Genomic DNA, 16,155 nt, shown 5'->3' with positions numbered 1-16,155 from the left:
ACCGGAGTCACGAACGGGGCCTCCCGACGACCCGTCACCGCCCCCGGTCCGGGCACCGTCACCGCCGCGGAACCCAGCAGTCGGCGATGTGGTCGTCGACCATCCCGGTCGCCTGCATGAGCGCATATGCCGTGGTAGGACCCATGAAACGGAAGCCGCGGCGCTTGAGCTCCCGGGCCATCGCCGTCGACTCCGCGGTGATCGCCGGAACCTCGTCGACAGTCGCGACACGGCGTCGGCGTGGCGCGGGCGCGAACGACCACAGCAGGGAGTCCAGGTCGGTGTCGGTGAGCGCCAGCACCGCCCGGGCGTTGCCGATCGCGGCCTCGATCTTGGCGCGGTTCCGCACGATCCCGGCGTCGCCGAGCAGCCGCTCGACGTCGTCCGGGCCGAACGCCGCGACCGCGTCGACGTCGAACCCGGCGAACGCGGACCGGAATGCGTCCCGCTTGCGCAGCACGGTGATCCACGACAGGCCCGACTGGAACGCCTCCAGGCAGATGCGTTCGAACAGTGCGTCGCGCCCGTGCAGCTCGGTGCCCCACTCGAAGTCGTGATAGTCGCGGTACAGCGTCGACCCGGGGGCGTCGAGTGCCCACGGGCACCGGATCCGGCTGTCGCTCACGGCACGTCCCCGGCCGCGGGGGCCTGCGACTCGGCGCGCACCGCAGCCAGTTCCGCCCGCAACAGGTCGATCTCGGCGCCGAGCCGATCGAGCGCCCAGTCGACCTCGCTCGCCTTGTAGCCGCGCAACACCTGCTGGAACCTCAGGTCCTGGACGTCGGCGCCGGTGACGTCGCGCGCGGGCAGCGCGGTGACGGTGGTCGCCGGGGGCAGCGGCGCCATCTCCTCTCCCCGGCCGAACACGACCGACGCCACCAGGAACAACACGCCCCCGACGAGGGCCATGACGAGCAGGTAGAGCAGGACGGTGAACATGCCCCGATCCTGTCACGAACCACCGACTCGGCTACGGCCGCAGTGTGTTCATCGGTGGCCGGTCCTCGAGTGACACCTCCGTGGTGACCGGGAGGAAGGACTCGCCCTGCGCACGGAACTGTGTCAGGCCCGCCGCCGAGTCGTCGACCCCGCAGCGCCGCAGCATCGTGCCGATGATCTGCCTGCTCATCACCCCGAGTTCGACGAGCGGACGGTTGCGGTGCTTGCGGACGCCGAGGTTGACCTGACCGATCGCGCCGAGCCCGAGCCGGTCGTAGGTGTCGAGGAGCAACCCGATCTCGACGCCGTAGCCCGGGGCGAAGGGCACCGCCGACAGCAGTTCCCGGGTCCCCGCGTACTCGCCGCCGAGGGGCTGGAGCACCGACGTCAACTCCGGACGCAGTGCCGCGAGAAGCGGCCGCGCGACCAGTTCGGTGACCCGGCCGCCCCCGTTCGCGTCCTCGGTTCCGCTGACCCGCAGTGGTCGCCGGTAGTACCCCTTGACGAGGTGGATGCCGTCCACGGTCAGCAGCGGGCCGAGCAGTTTCGGTACGAACGCCGGATCGGGGTTGATCAGATCGGAGTCGACGAACGCGATGATGTCGCCGGTGCTCGCGGCGATCGAACGCCACAGCACCTCTCCCTTGCCCGGGACCGGGAAGAGTTCGGGAACGGCCTGTTCGCGGGTGACGACGGTGGCACCGGCGGCGGCCGCGCGATCGGCGGTCTCGTCGGTCGACCCGGAATCCAGCACGATCAGTTCGTCCACCAGCCCGCCGAGCAGCGGGTGGATGGTGTCCACCACCGCCCCGACGGTCTTCTCCTCGTTCAGTGCGGGCAGCACCACCGACACCGTGCGGCCCGCCTTGGCCGCCTCGAGTTCGGCGACCGTCCAGTCCGGCTGGTCCCAGCTGTTCGCCTCCGACCACGTGGTCGGGCCGGCGGCGCCCACCGCGCTCATGCCAGGCCTCGCACGGTCCGGGCGGGGGCCAGGGTGCCTGCGATCGCGGCGATCATGTCGACGACCCGCCTCGTGGACGCGACCTCGTGCACTCGGAAGACGCGGGCGCCTCTCGATGCCGCCCATGCTGTCGCTGCCAATGTGCCCTCCAACCGCTCGGCGAGTTCCACACCAAGAGTCTCCCCGATGAAATCCTTGTTGCTCAGTGCCATCAACACTGGCCACCCGGTATTTACGAGATCGTCGACTCGACGCAACAACTCGAGCCCGTGGAAGGTGTTCTTCCCGAAATCGTGGGTCGGGTCGATGAGGATTCCGTCCCTCGGCACCCCCAGCGCCAACGCGCGTTCGGCGGCGGGTACCACCTCGTCGAGGACGTCCGTGACCACGTCCGCGTACCGCACGCGGTGCGGGCGGGTCCGCGGAACGGCGCCACCGGTGTGCGAGCAGACGTAGCCGGCGCCGAGTTCGGCGGCGACCGCGACCAGGTCGGGGTCGGCGCCCGCCCAGGTGTCGTTGATCAGGTCGGCTCCCGCGGCACACGCGAGTCGCGCGACCTCGCCGCGCCACGTGTCGACGGAGATGATCAGGTCGGGGTGACGGCTGCGGATCGCCTCGACGAACGGCACGACGCGGCGGATCTCCTCGGTCGCGTCGACGTCGTCACCCGGGCCCGCCTTCACACCGCCGATGTCGACGAGGTCGGCTCCCTCGTCCACGGCCCGGTTCACCGCGGCCATCGCCGCCTCGTCGGTGAAGGTGGCCCCACGGTCGTAGAAGGAGTCCGGGGTGCGGTTGACGATCGCCATCACCAGCGCGCGATCGGCCACGACGGGACGACCGCACAGCGTCGGCGACACCGGCGGCGACGAGAGCGGCGGGATCGACACCGGTGAGGTGATCTCGGTCATGGCTCTCATAGTGGCATGCAGGCGTCGAGCGCCCGGTCGACGTCCTCCGTCACGACCAGGGCGTCGAGCGCCCGCTGCTGCACGAAGCCACCGGCACGCAGTCCGTCGAGCCACCGCAGCAACCCGGTGTAGTGCCCGACCGGGTCGAGCAGCACCATCGGCTTGGCGTGCATGCCGAGGTATCCGGCCGTCCAGGTCTCGAACAGTTCCTCGAGGGTGCCGATCCCGCCGGGCAGCGTGATGAACGCGTCGGCCCGGTCCTCCATGATCTGCTTGCGCTGGCGCATGGTGTCGGTGACCACGAGTTCGTCGGCGTCGACGTCGGCGACCTCCCGGTGCACCAGGGCCTTCGGGATCACCCCGATGGTGTGGGCGCCGTGCCTGCGTGCCGACTCGGCGACCGCCCCCATCATCGAGACGTTGCCGCCCCCCGAGACCAGGTGCATACCCCGACGACCGATTGCGGCGCCGAGTTGCGAGGCCAGTGCGAGGAACGAGGAGTCGACCGGGCCGGACGCGCAGTACACGCAGACCGCGATCGGGCGCGCCGTCACCACTCGTCCACCTCTTCGCGGGCGGCGGCCTCACGCAGGGCCGCGGCCTCGTCCGCTTCCTGCGACTCGACGACGACCCGCACCGCCTCCTCGACGCTGTCCGTCACGTGCAGCAGGTCGACGTCGGCCGCGGAGATCTTCCCCTCCTCGACGAGGGTGGTGCGGATCCACTCGATCAGCCCACCCCAGAACCGGGAGCCGAACAGCACGATCGGGAAGCGGGTGATCTTGCCGGTCTGGACCAGGGTCAGCGCCTCGAACAACTCGTCCAGGGTGCCGAAGCCCCCGGGCAGGCAGATGAAGGCCTGGGAGTACTTGACGAACATGGTCTTGCGCGCGAAGAAGTAGCGGAAGTTGATGCCGAGGTCGACCCACTCGTTGAGGCCCTGTTCGAACGGCAACTCGATGCCGAGCCCGATCGAGTAGCCCGCGTTCTCGCTGGCGCCGCGGTTGGCGCCCTCCATGATTCCCGGTCCGCCACCCGTGATGACGGCGAACCCCGCGCGGGCCAGCGCCGCACCGAGCTCTCGGGCGTGGGCGTACTCGGTCGACCCGTCGGCGGTGCGCGCCGACCCGAAGACGGTGACGGCGCGCGGCACCTCCGCGAGCGCACCGAAACCCTCGATGAACTCGCTCTGGATCCGCAGGACCCGCCACGGGTCGGTGTGCACCCAGTCGCTCGGGCCTCGCTGGTCGAGCAACCTGCGGTCGGCGTTGGCCACCTCGGCCTTGCGCTCGCGACGCAGCTGGATCGGTCCGCGGTGCTTGATCGAGGACGTGTTGCCACGTTTGCCCGCGCCGCTGCGAGCGGGTCCTCCTGGGGTCTTCTCCGGTGCCATGCGGCCAAGGCTAGTCAGTAATCGGCGCGTCCCCCGCTGGCGTCGTACACCGCGCCGGTGGAGAAGCTCACCGCGGTCGAGCACAGCCAGGCCACCAGTTCGGCGATCTCCTCCGGCGTGCCCATGCGCCCCATCGGGGTCAGGCTCGTCGACCGCGCGAGGATCGCCGGGTCGGTGTCGGCGTTCATCGGGCTGGCCACCGCGGCGGGGGCGACGACGTTGGCCAGCACGCCGGTGGTGGCCAGTTCCTTGCCGAGCGATTTGGTCAGGGCGACCACCGCGGCCTTCGACGCCGAGTACGCGCTCTGGGTGGGATTGCCGTCCTTGGCCGCGATGCTCGCGAGGTTCACGATCCGGCCCCAGCCGGCGTCGATCATGCCCGGCGCGAAGGCGCGGCAGAGGAGGAAGGTGCCGTCGACGTTGATCCGGAAGGTGCGCCGCCAGTGGTCGAGGTGGACGTCGACGAGCGGCGCGGACGGGCCGACGACGCCGGCGCTGTTGACGAGGATGTCGACGGGGCCGAGGTCGGCGCGCACCCGCTCGACCGCGTCGGGGTCGGTGACGTCGAGGCGGACGTCCGCGCCGTCGGCGATGTCCGCGGTGACGACCCGCACCCCGGCCTCGGCGAGCAGCGCCGCGCAGGCCGCCCCGATGCCGCTGGCTCCGCCGGTGATCAGGGCGGTGGCGCCCTCGGGGTATGTCGCTGCCATGTTCGCTCCGCCCGATTGTGTGCCGAGCCGGCACGGTTTATGTTTAACTGACGCATAATGAGTGGTCAGACTGTGTTCGATCACCAATATATGGCGCGCGCCACACGCGTCAACCACGAGAGCCACACGCGTCGGACACCGGAGAGGCCGCATGGAGATCCGTTGGGTGCACGCGTTCGTCGCCGTGGCCGAGGAGCTGCACTTCGGCCGCGCCGCCGCGCGGCTGCAGATGGCGCAGTCGCCACTGAGCCAGACGATCCGCAAGCTCGAGAAGGACCTGGGCGTCGCGCTGTTCGAGCGAAGCACCCGCACCGTCTCGCTGACCGCGGCCGGCCACGCGTTCCTGCCGCATGCCTACCACCTGCTCGAGGGAGTGGACACGGCACGCCAGGCGGCACGCGCATCGACCGGCGGCGTCTACGGACACATCCGGATCGGTTTCACCGGGGTGCTCAACCACCGGGCACTGCCCCCACTGACCCGAGCCCTGCGGCAGCGCTACCCCAACATCGAGCTGTCCCTGGTCGGCCGGATCATGACCCGCGACGCCGTCGTCCAGCTCGAGAGCGGCGCACTCGACCTCGCGTTCGTCGGCCTGCCGGTCCAGTCGTCGTCGGTGCACACCCGGCTGATTCGCCGCGAACCGTTCGGCGTCGTATTGCCCACCGACCATCGGCTGGCCGGTGCGTCCGAGATCGATCTGGCCGAACTCGCCGACGAGGGCTTCGTCACCACTCCCCTGTCCGCCGGGTCGAGCCTGCAGGAGACGGCTATGCGGGCCTGCCTCGACGCCGGATTCCGCCCGCGGATCGTGCAGGAGATCACCGACCCGTTCATGATCCTGATGCTGGTCGCCGCCGGCGTGGGCATCTCGCTGATGACGTCGGGCCTGACCGAAATCCTTCCCCCTGGAACAGTTTTCGTCCCCCTGACCGGCGAGCCGATCTACATGAACCACGGCATCGGCTGGTCCGCGAAGGACCAGTCGGACGCGCTGCGGGTGGCGCTGGCCACGTCGGAGGAGATCCTGCCGACCCCCGTGGGCGCCCAGTCGGCCGATTGAGATGCATTCAGTCTTTATTTCAGACTTATTCGGTGTTGGACTTGCCATAGTCGGGCATGACAGGGTCTTTCCTTGCCGGCAGTTGTGAGACGGATCACGATGCGCAGACGCGAGACGCGCCCGCCCCGCCGGTTTCCTGGGGACGAAAGGACCACCCATGCCACGCACGCCTGCTCCGACCGGCGGACACTCCAACCCGAACGCCCGCCGCGCGGCGGTCTCGGGATTCCTGGGCAGCACCCTCGAGTACTACGACTTCTTCATCTACGGATCCGCCGCGGCGCTCGTGTTCGGCAAGATCTTCTTCCCCGGTGGCGGTGCCACCGCCACCCTGCTCTCGATCGCCACGCTCGGCGTCGCGTACGTCGCCCGCCCGCTCGGCGCGGTGCTCTGGGGCCACCTCGGCGACCGGTTCGGCCGCCGCAACGCCCTGATGGCCTGCCTGATGTTGATGGGCCTGTCGACCTTCGTGATCGGCTGCCTGCCGACCTACGACACCATCGGCATGGCCGCCCCGATCATCCTGGTGCTGCTGCGCCTGCTGCAGGGACTGTCGGCCGGCGGCGAATCGCCCGGGTCCTCCGCCCTGACACTCGAACACGCACCGGATCACCGCCGCTCGTTCTTCACCTCGTTCACGATGAGCGGGATCATGTTCGGCATCGTGATCTCGAGCCTGGTGTTCATCCCGGTCGCCTCGCTCCCCGACGAGGCGCTCTACTCGTGGGGTTGGCGAATCCCGTTCTGGCTCAGCATCGTCGTCACCGTGGTCGCGCTGCTGCTGCGCCGCACGCTGGACGAGCCCGAGGTCTTCGAGGAACTCAAGGAACAGGACGAGACCGTCTCCCTCCCTGTCGTCGAGATCTTCCGGTCGCACTGGCGCACCGTGCTCCGCATCAGCCTCAGCGCCACCTTCGCGATGATCAACACCATCGTCAACGTCTTCGCGCTCGCCTACGCGGTCAACGGGGCAGGCATGGAGCGGTCGTCGGTGCTGTGGGCGATCGCCGCCGCGAACTTCGTCGCCGTCATCACGCAGCCGCTGTTCGGGATGCTCGCCGACCGGGTCGGCCGCAAGCCGATCTTCGTCTTCGGTGCGATCGGCGCGGGCGCAATGGTGTTCGTGTTCTTCCACGCGATCGGAACCGGCAGCGTGCCCCTGGTCTTCGCGTCCGGCATCGTGATGATCGGCATCTTCTACGCGATGCCGAACGGCGTCTACCCGGCGTACTTCCCCGAGCAGTTCCCGGCCCAGGTGCGCTACACGGGCATGGCCGTGAGCCTGATGCTCGGCCTGCTCGTCGCCGGGTTCACTCCCGCCATCGCCCAGGCACTGACCGGCGGCGACCCCGCCAACTGGGCTCCGGCGGCGTGGATGTGCCTCGGCTTCGCGGTACTGGCCGCACTCGCTGCGCTGACCGGACCGGAGACCTACCGCACGCCCACCGCCCAGCTCGGCGAGAAGCAGCCGGCGGTGTCGGCGCGGCCGGCACTCACCGAGACGACGGTGTGACGCGACATGGGCAACACCGCCACTGCGCACCGCATCGGTCTGGTGGGCGCGGGCATCGGGACGTCCCTGTCACCCGCCCTGCACACCCGTGAGGCACACGCACTCGGCCTGACCGACTACCGCTACGAGCTGCTCGACGTCGACGACCGCGGGATCGCCGCCGAGTCGGCGGGCGACCTGGTCCGCACGGCATTCGGGCAGGGCTGGACGGGGTTCAACATCACCCACCCCTGCAAGCAGACGGTGATCGCCGCGCTCGACGACCTCTCCGACGAGGCCCGCCTGCTCGGCGCGGTGAACACCGTCGTCGCCCGGGACGGAAAGCTGATCGGCCACAACACCGACCACAGCGGCTTCCTCGCCGGGCTGCGGCGCGGCCTTCCCGACGCGTGCCTGGACGCGGTGCAGCTGGTCGGGGCGGGCGGAGCCGGGTCGGCGGTGGCCTACGCCCTCGCCGCGGCCGGGGTGTCGGACCTGCGGATCGCCGACGTGGACCCTGCTCGTGCGGCCGACGTCTGCACCCGCGTGTCGAACGCGTTCGACGGCACGGCCGCTGTCGCGGTGCCGCTCGGCGACGTCGCCTCCGGGCTCGCGTCGTGCACCGGCCTGGTCAACGCGACTCCGATCGGCATGGTCGGGCATCCGGGCTCGCCGGTCGAATCGGCTGCGCTGCACCCGGGTCTGTGGGTCGCCGATGTCGTCTACCGGCCGCTGCGGACCGAACTGCTGTCCGCCGCCGACCGGGCCGGCTGCGCCGTCCTCGACGGCGGTCAGATGCTCGTCGCGCAGGCCGCCGACACCTTCGAGCTGCTCACCGGGCATGCGGCCGACCGGACGCGGATGCGCGCCCACCTCGCGGAACTGCTTGCCGCCCAGCAGGTCACGGCCGGTCACTGACCGCCAGTTTGCACGGCCGGTCTCTGACCGCCAGTTTGCACGGCCGGTCACTGACCCGCCTCCTCGTCTCCATTCTCTCGTGATCTGTCAGGAGTCCACGATGACCTCCACGCCTCCCTTCGCCGAACCGCTCGACCTCGGCGGGCTGCGGCTGCGCAACCGTTTCGTCTCGGCGCCGATGGAACGCAACTACTGCGAACTCGACGGCACCATGACGGACCGGTACGTCGACTACCTCGCCCGCCGCGCCGCGGGCGGAGCCGCCCTCGTCTTCACCGAGGCCAGCTACGTCCGCGCGGACGGCAAGGGCCGCATCCGGCAGATGGGGGTCGACGTCGACGAGCGGATCCCCGGCATCGCGGCGATGGCGGACGCGATCCACGCGCACGGCGCGCTGGTCGGGGTCGAACTCAACCACGGTGGTCGGACCGCGCAGGGCGCGGTGAGCGGATTCGTTCCGGTCGCCCCGAGTCCGATCCCGTGCCAGGTGGTCGGCGGCGAGATGCCGGAACAACTCGACACCGACGACATCGAGCACATCGTCGAGTGCTTCGGCGAGGCCGCTGCCCGCTGCCGGCAGGCGGGAGTGGACGTGATCTCGCTGCACGGCGGTCACGGTTACCTGATCCACCAGTTCCTCTCCCCCGCCTACAACAAGCGTGACGACCAGTGGGCCGATCCGACGCTCTTCGTGAACCGGGTGATCGCGTCGGTGCACGAGCATGCACCGGGAATCGTTCTCGGACTGCGGTTCTCGGCGTTCGAGGCGGTCGACGGCGGGCTGGACGCGGAGACCACCCGGGCGCGCATCGGCGCGATCGACACCGACCGGCTCGACTTCCTCGACGTGTCGGCGGGCAACTACGAGTCCGGGCAGTGGATCATCCAGCCGGGCGAGTGGGAACGGGGCCTGCTGGCACCGTACGCGGCGCCGTACAAGCAGGACCTCGACCTGCCGATCGGTGTCGCCGGGCGGATCAGCTCACCCGACGTCGCGGCGCGGATCATCGAGTCCGGGCAGGCGGATTTCGTGTCGATGGCGCGAACCCTGCACGCGGATCCGGACTTTCCGAACCGCGCGATCGACGGCGGTCGGTACCGGCCCTGCATCGCCTGCAACTACTGCATCGACAGCCTCGCGGCCGGGCCGGTCCCGTGCTCGGTGAACCCGTGGGTCGGTCGTGAGGCGGAGCAGCCGTCGGCGCCGGCGGACATGCCGGTGCGGGTCGCCGTCGTCGGCGGCGGGCCCTCCGGCATGGCCGCCGCGCGCGAACTGGCCGCGGCCGGGCACCGGGTGGACCTGTACGACGAACGGGGCGTCCTCGGTGGGGACTTCGCTCTCGCGTCGGAGCTGCACGAGTACCCGGAGTACCACCGGATCGTCGACTGGTACCGCGCCGAGCTCGCCGACCTCGGCGTGCACGCGCACACCGGTGTCCGCGTCGGCGCAGCGACGCTGGCCGACGGCGACTTCGACGCGATCGTCCTGGCCACCGGTGGACGCGGACCCTCACTCGACCTCCCCGGCGCGGACACCCGGCGGATTCGCGACGTCCGCGAGTTCCTGCGCTCGGGAGATCCGGCGCCGGAGTCGATCACGTTCTTCGGTGCCGATCGGGAGGCGGCGGCGGTCGCCGACGACCTGCTGCTGCGCGGGACGAAGGTCGTCATGGTCGGCCCGCAGGAGACCATCGCCCACGACGTCGGCAGACGCGGCAAGATCGTCCTGCTGCCGCGATTGGCGGAGGCCGAGAACCTGACCACCCACCTGTCGTCGTTCGTCACCCGCATCACCGCGGACACCCTGGTCGTCTCGACCGACGGGGTCGAACACGAGGTGGACGCGCCGGGCGAGCTGCTCGTCTCGCACGGCATCGAGCCGCGCGCCGACCTGCTCGCCGACCTGCGTTCGCTCGCACCACGACTCGGCGTCCACACCGTCGGCGACGCGAGCGGCGACGGCGGCTCCATCCACGCGGCGGTCGTCACCGCGGCCGACGTCGCCAAGCACATCACGGCCGTCGCCGCGACGGCGCGAGAGGAGATCAACGCATGATCCGGGACACCCTTCCGTCGATCGGCCTCGGCACCTGGCCACTGGTCGGCACCGACGCGACCCGGTCGGTGCTCAGCGGTGTCGAGGCCGGCTACCGGCTGATCGACACCGCGTCGATCTACGGGAACGAGGACGCGGTGGGTGTCGCACTCGCCGAGTCGGGTGTGCCCCGCGACGACCTGTTCGTGACCACCAAGATCCGCGGCAACGACCAGGTGTCCGGCGACGTCCGCGGCGCGCTCGAACGCAGCCTCGAGAACCTCGGGCTCGACCGGCTCGACCTGTACCTGATCCACTGGCCGCTGCCGCGGATCGACCGCTACAGTGCGACCTTCGAAGCGATGCTGGCCTGCCGGGACGCGGGCCTGGTCCGTCACGTCGGCGTGTCCAACTTCCTCGGCCACCACCTCGAGCGGGTGGTCGCGGACACCGGGGAGGCGCCGGCGGTCAACCAGATCCAGATGGATCCCTCCCTCGCCCGGACGGCGGTACGGGAGGCGAACGACGAGCACGGGGTGCTGACCCAGTCGTGGAGCCCGCTCGGCCGCGGTGACGTGCTCGACTCCCCCGTGGTGCGGGAGATCGCCGAGCGCGTCGCTGCGAGCCCGGCTCAGGTGGCGCTCGCCTGGCACCTGGCGCAGGGCGTGGTGCCGATCGCCCGCTCCGCGAATCCCGTTCGGCAGAAGGAGAATCTGGCCGCGGTGGACGTCACGCTCACCGCCGACGACCTGGCTGCGCTGGGCGCCCTGGACCGAGGCGAGGCCGCGGCGCGCGACGTCGAGGCGGAGGAGCACTTCTGATGGGTACAGGCACACTGCGGGTCGGCATCGTCGGCTGCGGCAGGATCGCGGGCAACCACGCGCGGGCGCTGCAGCGCGTCCCGGGTGTCGAGGTGGTCGGGTGCTGCGACCCCGACCTGATACGCGCCCGGGACTTCGCTGCGGCGCACGGTATTCCACAGGCCGTCGGCTCCGTGGACGAGCTGCTGGCCCTCGGCCTCGACGCGTGCACCGTCTGCACGCCGCATCCGGTGCACGAGGAGGTCGTGCTCGCGGCGGCGGCGGCCGGGGTGCACGTGCTGTGCGAGAAACCGATCGCGGTGGACGTCGCGGCCGCCGACCGGATGATCGAGGCCGCGGACCGTGCGGGCGTCACCTTCGGGGTGCTGTTCCAGCGCCGCTTCTGGCCCGCCGCCCGCCGGATCAGGGCGGCGATCGACGACGGCACCCTCGGCACCCCGACACTCGGCGAGGTGTCGGTGATCCTGCACCGCCCGTCGCAGTACTACTCCGCCGACGCCTGGCGCGGCCGGTGGGACACCGACGGCGGCGGCGTGCTGATGACGCAGGCGGTGCACCAGATCGACATGCTGCAGTGGTTTCTCGGCGACGCCACCTCGGTGAGCGGGTACATCCGCACCCACACCCACGGCGACCACATCGAGACCGAGGACAGCGCCTCGGCCGTCGTCGCGTTCGCCTCCGGTGCGACGGCGACGATCACCGCGACCACCGGCGCCAATCACAATCTCGGCAACCGCGTCACCGTCGTCGGCGCCACCGGCGCGATCGCCAGCGTCCTCGAGTTCCCCGAGGGTCGCGAGGGCGTCAACGAGATCTGGACCGTCCCGGGCGAACTCACCCTCGGCACCCCGTACTCGCCCGACGTCCACGCGAACCTCGACGTCGCCGACGTCAACGCGGGCCTGACCGACTTCCACACCCTGCAGGTGCAGGACTTCGCCGACGCCGTCCTGACCGGACGCGCACCCGCCGTCACCGGACGCGACGCCCGCGCCTCCCTCGCGATCGTCGCCGGCATCTACGAGTCGTCCCGCACCGGACGGGTCGTCGACCTGCAGACCGCACCCGCACTCGTCACCACGAAGGAAACCCGATGAACACCGACGCACCCACCACACCCGCCTACGACGTCGTCGTCGTCGGCTCCGGCGCGGGCGGGTTGTCCACCGCGATCACCGCGGCCCAGGGTGGAGCCACCGTCCTCGTCGTCGAGAAGGCCGACGTGTGCGGCGGGGCGACCGCGTGGTCCGGCGGCTGGATGTGGACACCGCGCACCCTGTTCGCCCACGCAGACGGCGTGCACGAGGACCGTTCGCTGCCGCGCACCTACCTGGAGAACCGGCTGGGCGAGAACTTCGACGCCGCGAAGGTCGACGCCCTCCTCGACGGTGCCCCGGAGATGGTCGAGTTCTTCGAGCACCGGACCGCGCTGCAGTTCGTGCCGGGCGCAAAGATCGCCGACATCCACGGCGACACCCCGGGCGCGGGAACGGGACACCGGTCGGTCGGCCCGAAGCCGGTGAGCCTGCGCACCCTCGGCCCGGACGTCGCGCGACTGCTGCGCCGCCAACTGTACGAGACGTCTTTCCTCGGCATGGGCATCATGGCCGGCCCGGACCTGCAGGCCTTCCTGCACTCGACACGATCACCGAAGGCGTTCATGCACTGTGGTGTCCGTGTCAGCCGCCATCTGATCGACCTGGCCACCAAGCGGCGCGGCCAGCAACTCGTCAACGGCACCGCCCTCGTCGGCCGGTTGCTGCGGTCGGCGCTCGACGCGGGCGTGGAGATCCGGGTGAACACGGCCGCGACCGCGCTGACCACCGACGACACGGGCGCGGTGACCGGGATCCGACTCGACGGCCCCGACGGCGCCTACACCGTCGCCGCCCGTCGCGGCGTCGTGCTCGCGACCGGTGGCTTCACCCACGACATCGACCGGGTCCGCGAGCTGTTCCCGCGCACCCCCACCGGCCGCGAGCACCGGACCCTGACCCCGGCCACCACGACCGGCGACGGCATCACCCTCGGGGAGTCCGTCGGCGGCCGGCTCGACACGTCGGGTGCCTCTCCGGTCGCGTACTGCCCGGTGTCGATCGTGCAGTACCGGAACGGAAAGCAGGGCGTCTTCCCGCACATCCTCGATCGCGGCAAGCCCGGGGCCATCGGTGTTCTCGCGGACGGGCGCAGGTTCGTCAACGAGGCGCTCGGCTACCACGACTACACGCTCGCGATGGTGCAGAAGGTGCCCGAGGGCCAGGAGGTGTGCTCGTGGCTGATCGCCGACGCCCGGTACCTGCGCTACCTGCCGCTCGGGTTCGCCAAGCCCCTCCCGATCCCGACCTTCCCCTACCTGCGGTCCGGCTACCTGACGCAGGGGAAGACGGTCCGCGAGCTGGCCGAGAGGATCGGCGTCGACCCGGACGGCCTGGAGAAGACCGTCGCCGCGTTCAACGAGGGCGCCCGGGACGGCGTCGACCCCGAGTTCGACCGCGGCACAACCCCGTTCACGAAGGGGTCCGGCGACTACGACAACCCGTGGCCGAATCCGTCGCTCGCACCGCTGGAGAAGGGACCGTTCTACGCGGTCAAGGTGGTGCCCGGCAGCTTCGGCACCTTCGCCGGCCTGGCCACCGACGCGCAGTCCCGGGTCCTGGGCTCCGACGACCGACCGATCGGCGGCCTGTACGCGGTCGGCGTCGACCAGGCGTCGGTGATGGGCGGGCACTACCCGTCCGGCGGCATCAACCTGGGTCCCGCCATGACCTTCGGCTTCCTCACCGGTCGCCGCCTCGCCACCGCGACAGGAGAACTCGCATGAGCGCACCGCTGGGCCTGGCGGCCCTGACCGTCCTCGACACCGCACCCCTGCAGCAGGTCGACCTGGCCGAGAGGCACGGCTTCGACACCGTCGGCATCCGCATGCTGCCGGCCGCACCGGGCACCACCGCGTACCCGCTGCACGAGGACCGCGCGGCACTGGACACCCTGATCCGCCGCCTCGCCGACTCACCGGTCGCGGTGTTCGATCTCGAGATCGTCCGCCTCGGTGCCGATTTCGACGCCGCGGTGTACGAGCCGCTGCTCGAGGCCGGGGCCCGGCTCGGCGCGAAGGCCGTCCTCGTCGGCGGCGACGACCGCGACCGCGCACGGCTGACCGACTCCTACGCCCGCCTCGCGGAGCTGTGCGGACGGTACGGGATCGTCGCCAGCCTCGAGTTCATGCCCTGGACGGCGGTGCCCGACGCGCGCGCCGCCGTGGAGATCGTCGCGCAGGCCGACGGTCCGGCGCGCAGCGTCCTCGTCGACGCCCTGCACGTCGCCCGCTCGGCGACCACCCTCGAGGACCTGGCCGCGATCCCGCGGGAGTGGTTGCACTACGCGCAGATGTGCGACGGCTCCGTCCCCGCACCCACCGACGACGCGGAACTGATCCGGCACGCCCGCGAGGAGCGGCTCGTCCCCGGCGAGGGGGGGATCGCGCTGGCCGACATCTGGTCGACGCTGCCCGCGGACCTGCCGATCAGCATCGAACTGCCCAACGAGCCGCTGCGCCGCGCCGCGGGCACCGGGCCGTGGCTGGACGGCCTGATCGCCGCCACCCGTGAGGTGCTCTCAGTTGCCTCCGCGGGTCGCGGTCAATTGCCCCCGCGGGTCGCGGTCAGTTGCTCAGGTAACCCCGCAGCACCGCCGTCACGTCGGTGATCTGCTGTACCGGCACCCGTTCGTCCCGCTTGTGCGCGAGGTTCGGGTCGCCGGGACCGTAGTTCACGGCGGGGATGCCGAGCGCCGCGAAGCGGGACACGTCGGTCCAGCCGTACTTGGCGCGGACGTGTCCCCCGGCGGCGGTGATCAGCTCCGCCGCCGCCGGCGCCGACAGACCGGGCAGGGCGCCCGGCGAGAGGTCGGTGACCTCGAAGCCGAATCCGAGGCCGTCGACCACCTCCCGCACGTGGTCGACGGCCTGCGCGGCGCTGCGGTCGGGCGCGAAGCGGAAGTTCACGTCGACCTCGGCGGCGTCGGGCACCACGTTGCCCGCCACCCCACCGGAGATCCGGACCGCGGACAGTCCTTCGCGGTAGACGCAGCCGTCGATGTCCACGGAGCGGGCCTCGTAGTCGGACAGTCGCTGCAGCAGCGGCGCGAACTTGTGGATCGCGTTGTCCCCCAGCCACGATCGCGCTGAATGCGCGCGGGTGCCGGTGGCGGACAGGCGCACCCGCAGCGTGCCCTGGCAGCCGGCCTCGATGAACCCGCCGGTCGGCTCGCCCAGGACCGCGACGTCGGCCTGCAACCAGTCGGGCAGCTCGCGTTCGATCCGGCCGAGACCGTTGTACGTCGCGGCGATCTCCTCGCAGTCGTAGAAGACCAGCGTCAGGTCGTGCGCGAGGTCCGCGACGGTCGCGGCCAGGTGCAGGAACACCGCGTCACCGGACTTCATGTCGACGGTGCCGCACCCGTGCAGCACGTCGCCCTCCGCGGAGTCCCGTTCGCGCCGGCTGGGCACGTTGTCGGCGATGGGCACGGTGTCGAGGTGCCCGGCGAGCAGCACCCGGCTGGGCAGGCCGAGGGCGGTGCGGGCGAGGACCGCGTTGCCGCTGCGGATCACCTCGAAACCGATGGTCTGCTCCCGCAACGCCAACTCGACCGTGTCCGCGATCAACGCCTCGTCCTGCGAGACACTCGGGATGTCGACGAGGGCGGTGGTCAGCTCGATCGGATCGGCGTGCAGGTCCAGGTACGGCAGCGCAGTCACGCATCCCACCCTATGCGGCTCCGCCGCAGTGGTGGGGGGTGGGGGGGGGGGGGGGGGGGCGGGGGCGCCCCCCGGGGGGGGGGGGGGCCCCCGGGGGGGCCCCCCGGGGGCCCCCCCGCCCCCCCCCCCGCCCGGGGGGGCCCCCCCCCGGGG

15 protein-coding genes and 1 pseudogene are annotated in these 16,155 nt (G+C 71.1%); 8 read left to right on the top strand and 8 right to left on the bottom strand.

Going from position 1 to position 16,155, the window contains the following annotated elements:
- Positions 1-58: 58 nt before the first annotated feature.
- From ACFYVR_RS09695 to ACFYVR_RS09665, 7 genes are read right to left on the bottom strand one after another with little or no spacing between them, the layout of a single operon-like run.
- Complete coding sequence (locus ACFYVR_RS09695; protein WP_387472162.1) at positions 59-625, bottom strand: DNA-3-methyladenine glycosylase I; 567 nt, start codon at positions 623-625, stop codon at positions 59-61.
- A complete protein-coding gene (locus ACFYVR_RS09690) occupies positions 622-939 on the bottom strand; it encodes a DivIVA domain-containing protein (protein WP_387472160.1) in 318 nt (105 codons plus the stop codon). Before ACFYVR_RS09690 ends, ACFYVR_RS09695 begins: the two co-directional genes overlap by 4 nt.
- A gap of 31 nt (positions 940-970) precedes the next feature.
- Entirely contained in the window at positions 971-1,900 is a 930-nt protein-coding gene (locus tag ACFYVR_RS09685) for a glucosyl-3-phosphoglycerate synthase (protein ID WP_387472158.1), read from the bottom strand.
- Entirely contained in the window at positions 1,897-2,811 is a 915-nt protein-coding gene (gene folP, locus ACFYVR_RS09680) for a dihydropteroate synthase (RefSeq protein WP_387472156.1), read from the bottom strand. The genes ACFYVR_RS09685 and folP overlap by 4 nt, the downstream gene beginning before the upstream one ends.
- A gap of 5 nt (positions 2,812-2,816) precedes the next feature.
- Positions 2,817-3,368 carry a TIGR00730 family Rossman fold protein gene (locus ACFYVR_RS09675; RefSeq protein WP_387472154.1) on the bottom strand — a complete coding sequence of 184 codons (552 nt, stop codon included), beginning with the start codon at positions 3,366-3,368 and terminating at the stop codon, positions 2,817-2,819.
- On the bottom strand, positions 3,362-4,204 hold the full coding sequence (locus tag ACFYVR_RS09670) for a TIGR00730 family Rossman fold protein (RefSeq protein WP_387472152.1): 843 nt from the start codon (positions 4,202-4,204) through the stop codon (positions 3,362-3,364). The genes ACFYVR_RS09675 and ACFYVR_RS09670 overlap by 7 nt, the downstream gene beginning before the upstream one ends.
- 14 nt (positions 4,205-4,218) lie before the next feature.
- The gene (locus ACFYVR_RS09665; protein ID WP_387472149.1) at positions 4,219-4,914 is read right to left on the bottom strand and encodes an SDR family NAD(P)-dependent oxidoreductase; all 696 of its coding nucleotides are present in this window, start codon (positions 4,912-4,914) and stop codon (positions 4,219-4,221) included.
- A gap of 151 nt (positions 4,915-5,065) precedes the next feature.
- Between ACFYVR_RS09665 and ACFYVR_RS09660 the strand changes: the two genes are divergently transcribed.
- From ACFYVR_RS09660 to ACFYVR_RS09625, 8 genes and pseudogenes are all read left to right on the top strand, one after another.
- On the top strand, positions 5,066-5,977 hold the full coding sequence (locus ACFYVR_RS09660; protein ID WP_387472147.1) for a LysR family transcriptional regulator: 912 nt from the start codon (positions 5,066-5,068) through the stop codon (positions 5,975-5,977).
- Positions 5,978-6,134: 157 nt separating this feature from the next.
- Positions 6,135-7,490 (top strand): MFS transporter, encoded by a 1,356-nt coding sequence (locus ACFYVR_RS09655; protein ID WP_387472145.1) that lies wholly within the window; start codon positions 6,135-6,137, stop codon positions 7,488-7,490.
- Positions 7,491-7,496: 6 nt separating this feature from the next.
- Positions 7,497-8,387, top strand: coding sequence for a shikimate dehydrogenase (locus ACFYVR_RS09650; protein WP_387472143.1), 891 nt, complete (start codon positions 7,497-7,499; stop codon positions 8,385-8,387).
- Positions 8,388-8,487: 100 nt separating this feature from the next.
- Positions 8,488-10,443: an FAD-dependent oxidoreductase gene (locus ACFYVR_RS09645; protein ID WP_387472141.1), complete on the top strand. Its 1,956-nt coding sequence runs from the start codon at positions 8,488-8,490 to the stop codon at positions 10,441-10,443.
- Positions 10,440-11,243 carry an aldo/keto reductase gene (locus ACFYVR_RS09640; RefSeq protein ID WP_387472139.1) on the top strand — a complete coding sequence of 268 codons (804 nt, stop codon included), beginning with the start codon at positions 10,440-10,442 and terminating at the stop codon, positions 11,241-11,243. The genes ACFYVR_RS09645 and ACFYVR_RS09640 overlap by 4 nt, the downstream gene beginning before the upstream one ends.
- Complete coding sequence (locus ACFYVR_RS09635; protein ID WP_387472137.1) at positions 11,243-12,343, top strand: Gfo/Idh/MocA family protein; 1,101 nt, start codon at positions 11,243-11,245, stop codon at positions 12,341-12,343. Before ACFYVR_RS09640 ends, ACFYVR_RS09635 begins: the two co-directional genes overlap by 1 nt.
- Positions 12,340-14,067, top strand: a complete 1,728-nt coding sequence (locus ACFYVR_RS09630) for an FAD-dependent oxidoreductase (RefSeq protein ID WP_387472134.1) — start codon at positions 12,340-12,342, stop codon at positions 14,065-14,067. The genes ACFYVR_RS09635 and ACFYVR_RS09630 overlap by 4 nt, the downstream gene beginning before the upstream one ends.
- Positions 14,064-14,885: pseudogene (locus tag ACFYVR_RS09625) on the top strand (sugar phosphate isomerase/epimerase family protein); the annotation flags it as partial. The gene ACFYVR_RS09630 and the pseudogene ACFYVR_RS09625, both read left to right, overlap by 4 nt.
- Positions 14,886-14,907: 22 nt before the next feature.
- Here the strand turns inward: ACFYVR_RS09625 and dapE are convergent.
- Positions 14,908-15,993 carry a succinyl-diaminopimelate desuccinylase gene (dapE, locus tag ACFYVR_RS09620; protein ID WP_387472679.1) on the bottom strand — a complete coding sequence of 362 codons (1,086 nt, stop codon included), beginning with the start codon at positions 15,991-15,993 and terminating at the stop codon, positions 14,908-14,910.
- Positions 15,994-16,155 lie beyond the last annotated feature (162 nt).

This window comes from Rhodococcus sp. NPDC003318 (assembly GCF_042879035.1).
In the GTDB taxonomy this organism is placed as follows: Bacteria; Actinomycetota; Actinomycetes; order Mycobacteriales; family Mycobacteriaceae; genus Rhodococcus_G.
This window is presented reverse-complemented; position numbering and strand designations above follow the sequence as displayed.

Coding starts and splice junctions, on each gene's coding strand:
- ACFYVR_RS09690 (WP_387472160.1), bottom strand. CDS start 939: ATGTTCACCGTCCTGCTCTACCTGCTCGTCATGGCCCTCGTCGGGGGC.
- ACFYVR_RS09685 (WP_387472158.1), bottom strand. CDS start 1,900: ATGAGCGCGGTGGGCGCCGCCGGCCCGACCACGTGGTCGGAGGCGAAC.
- folP (WP_387472156.1), bottom strand. CDS start 2,811: ATGACCGAGATCACCTCACCGGTGTCGATCCCGCCGCTCTCGTCGCCG.
- ACFYVR_RS09630 (WP_387472134.1), top strand. CDS start 12,340: ATGAACACCGACGCACCCACCACACCCGCCTACGACGTCGTCGTCGTC.
- ACFYVR_RS09660 (WP_387472147.1), top strand. CDS start 5,066: ATGGAGATCCGTTGGGTGCACGCGTTCGTCGCCGTGGCCGAGGAGCTG.
- ACFYVR_RS09640 (WP_387472139.1), top strand. CDS start 10,440: ATGATCCGGGACACCCTTCCGTCGATCGGCCTCGGCACCTGGCCACTG.
- ACFYVR_RS09635 (WP_387472137.1), top strand. CDS start 11,243: ATGGGTACAGGCACACTGCGGGTCGGCATCGTCGGCTGCGGCAGGATC.
- ACFYVR_RS09650 (WP_387472143.1), top strand. CDS start 7,497: ATGGGCAACACCGCCACTGCGCACCGCATCGGTCTGGTGGGCGCGGGC.
- ACFYVR_RS09665 (WP_387472149.1), bottom strand. CDS start 4,914: ATGGCAGCGACATACCCCGAGGGCGCCACCGCCCTGATCACCGGCGGA.
- ACFYVR_RS09645 (WP_387472141.1), top strand. CDS start 8,488: ATGACCTCCACGCCTCCCTTCGCCGAACCGCTCGACCTCGGCGGGCTG.
- ACFYVR_RS09655 (WP_387472145.1), top strand. CDS start 6,135: ATGCCACGCACGCCTGCTCCGACCGGCGGACACTCCAACCCGAACGCC.
- ACFYVR_RS09670 (WP_387472152.1), bottom strand. CDS start 4,204: ATGGCACCGGAGAAGACCCCAGGAGGACCCGCTCGCAGCGGCGCGGGC.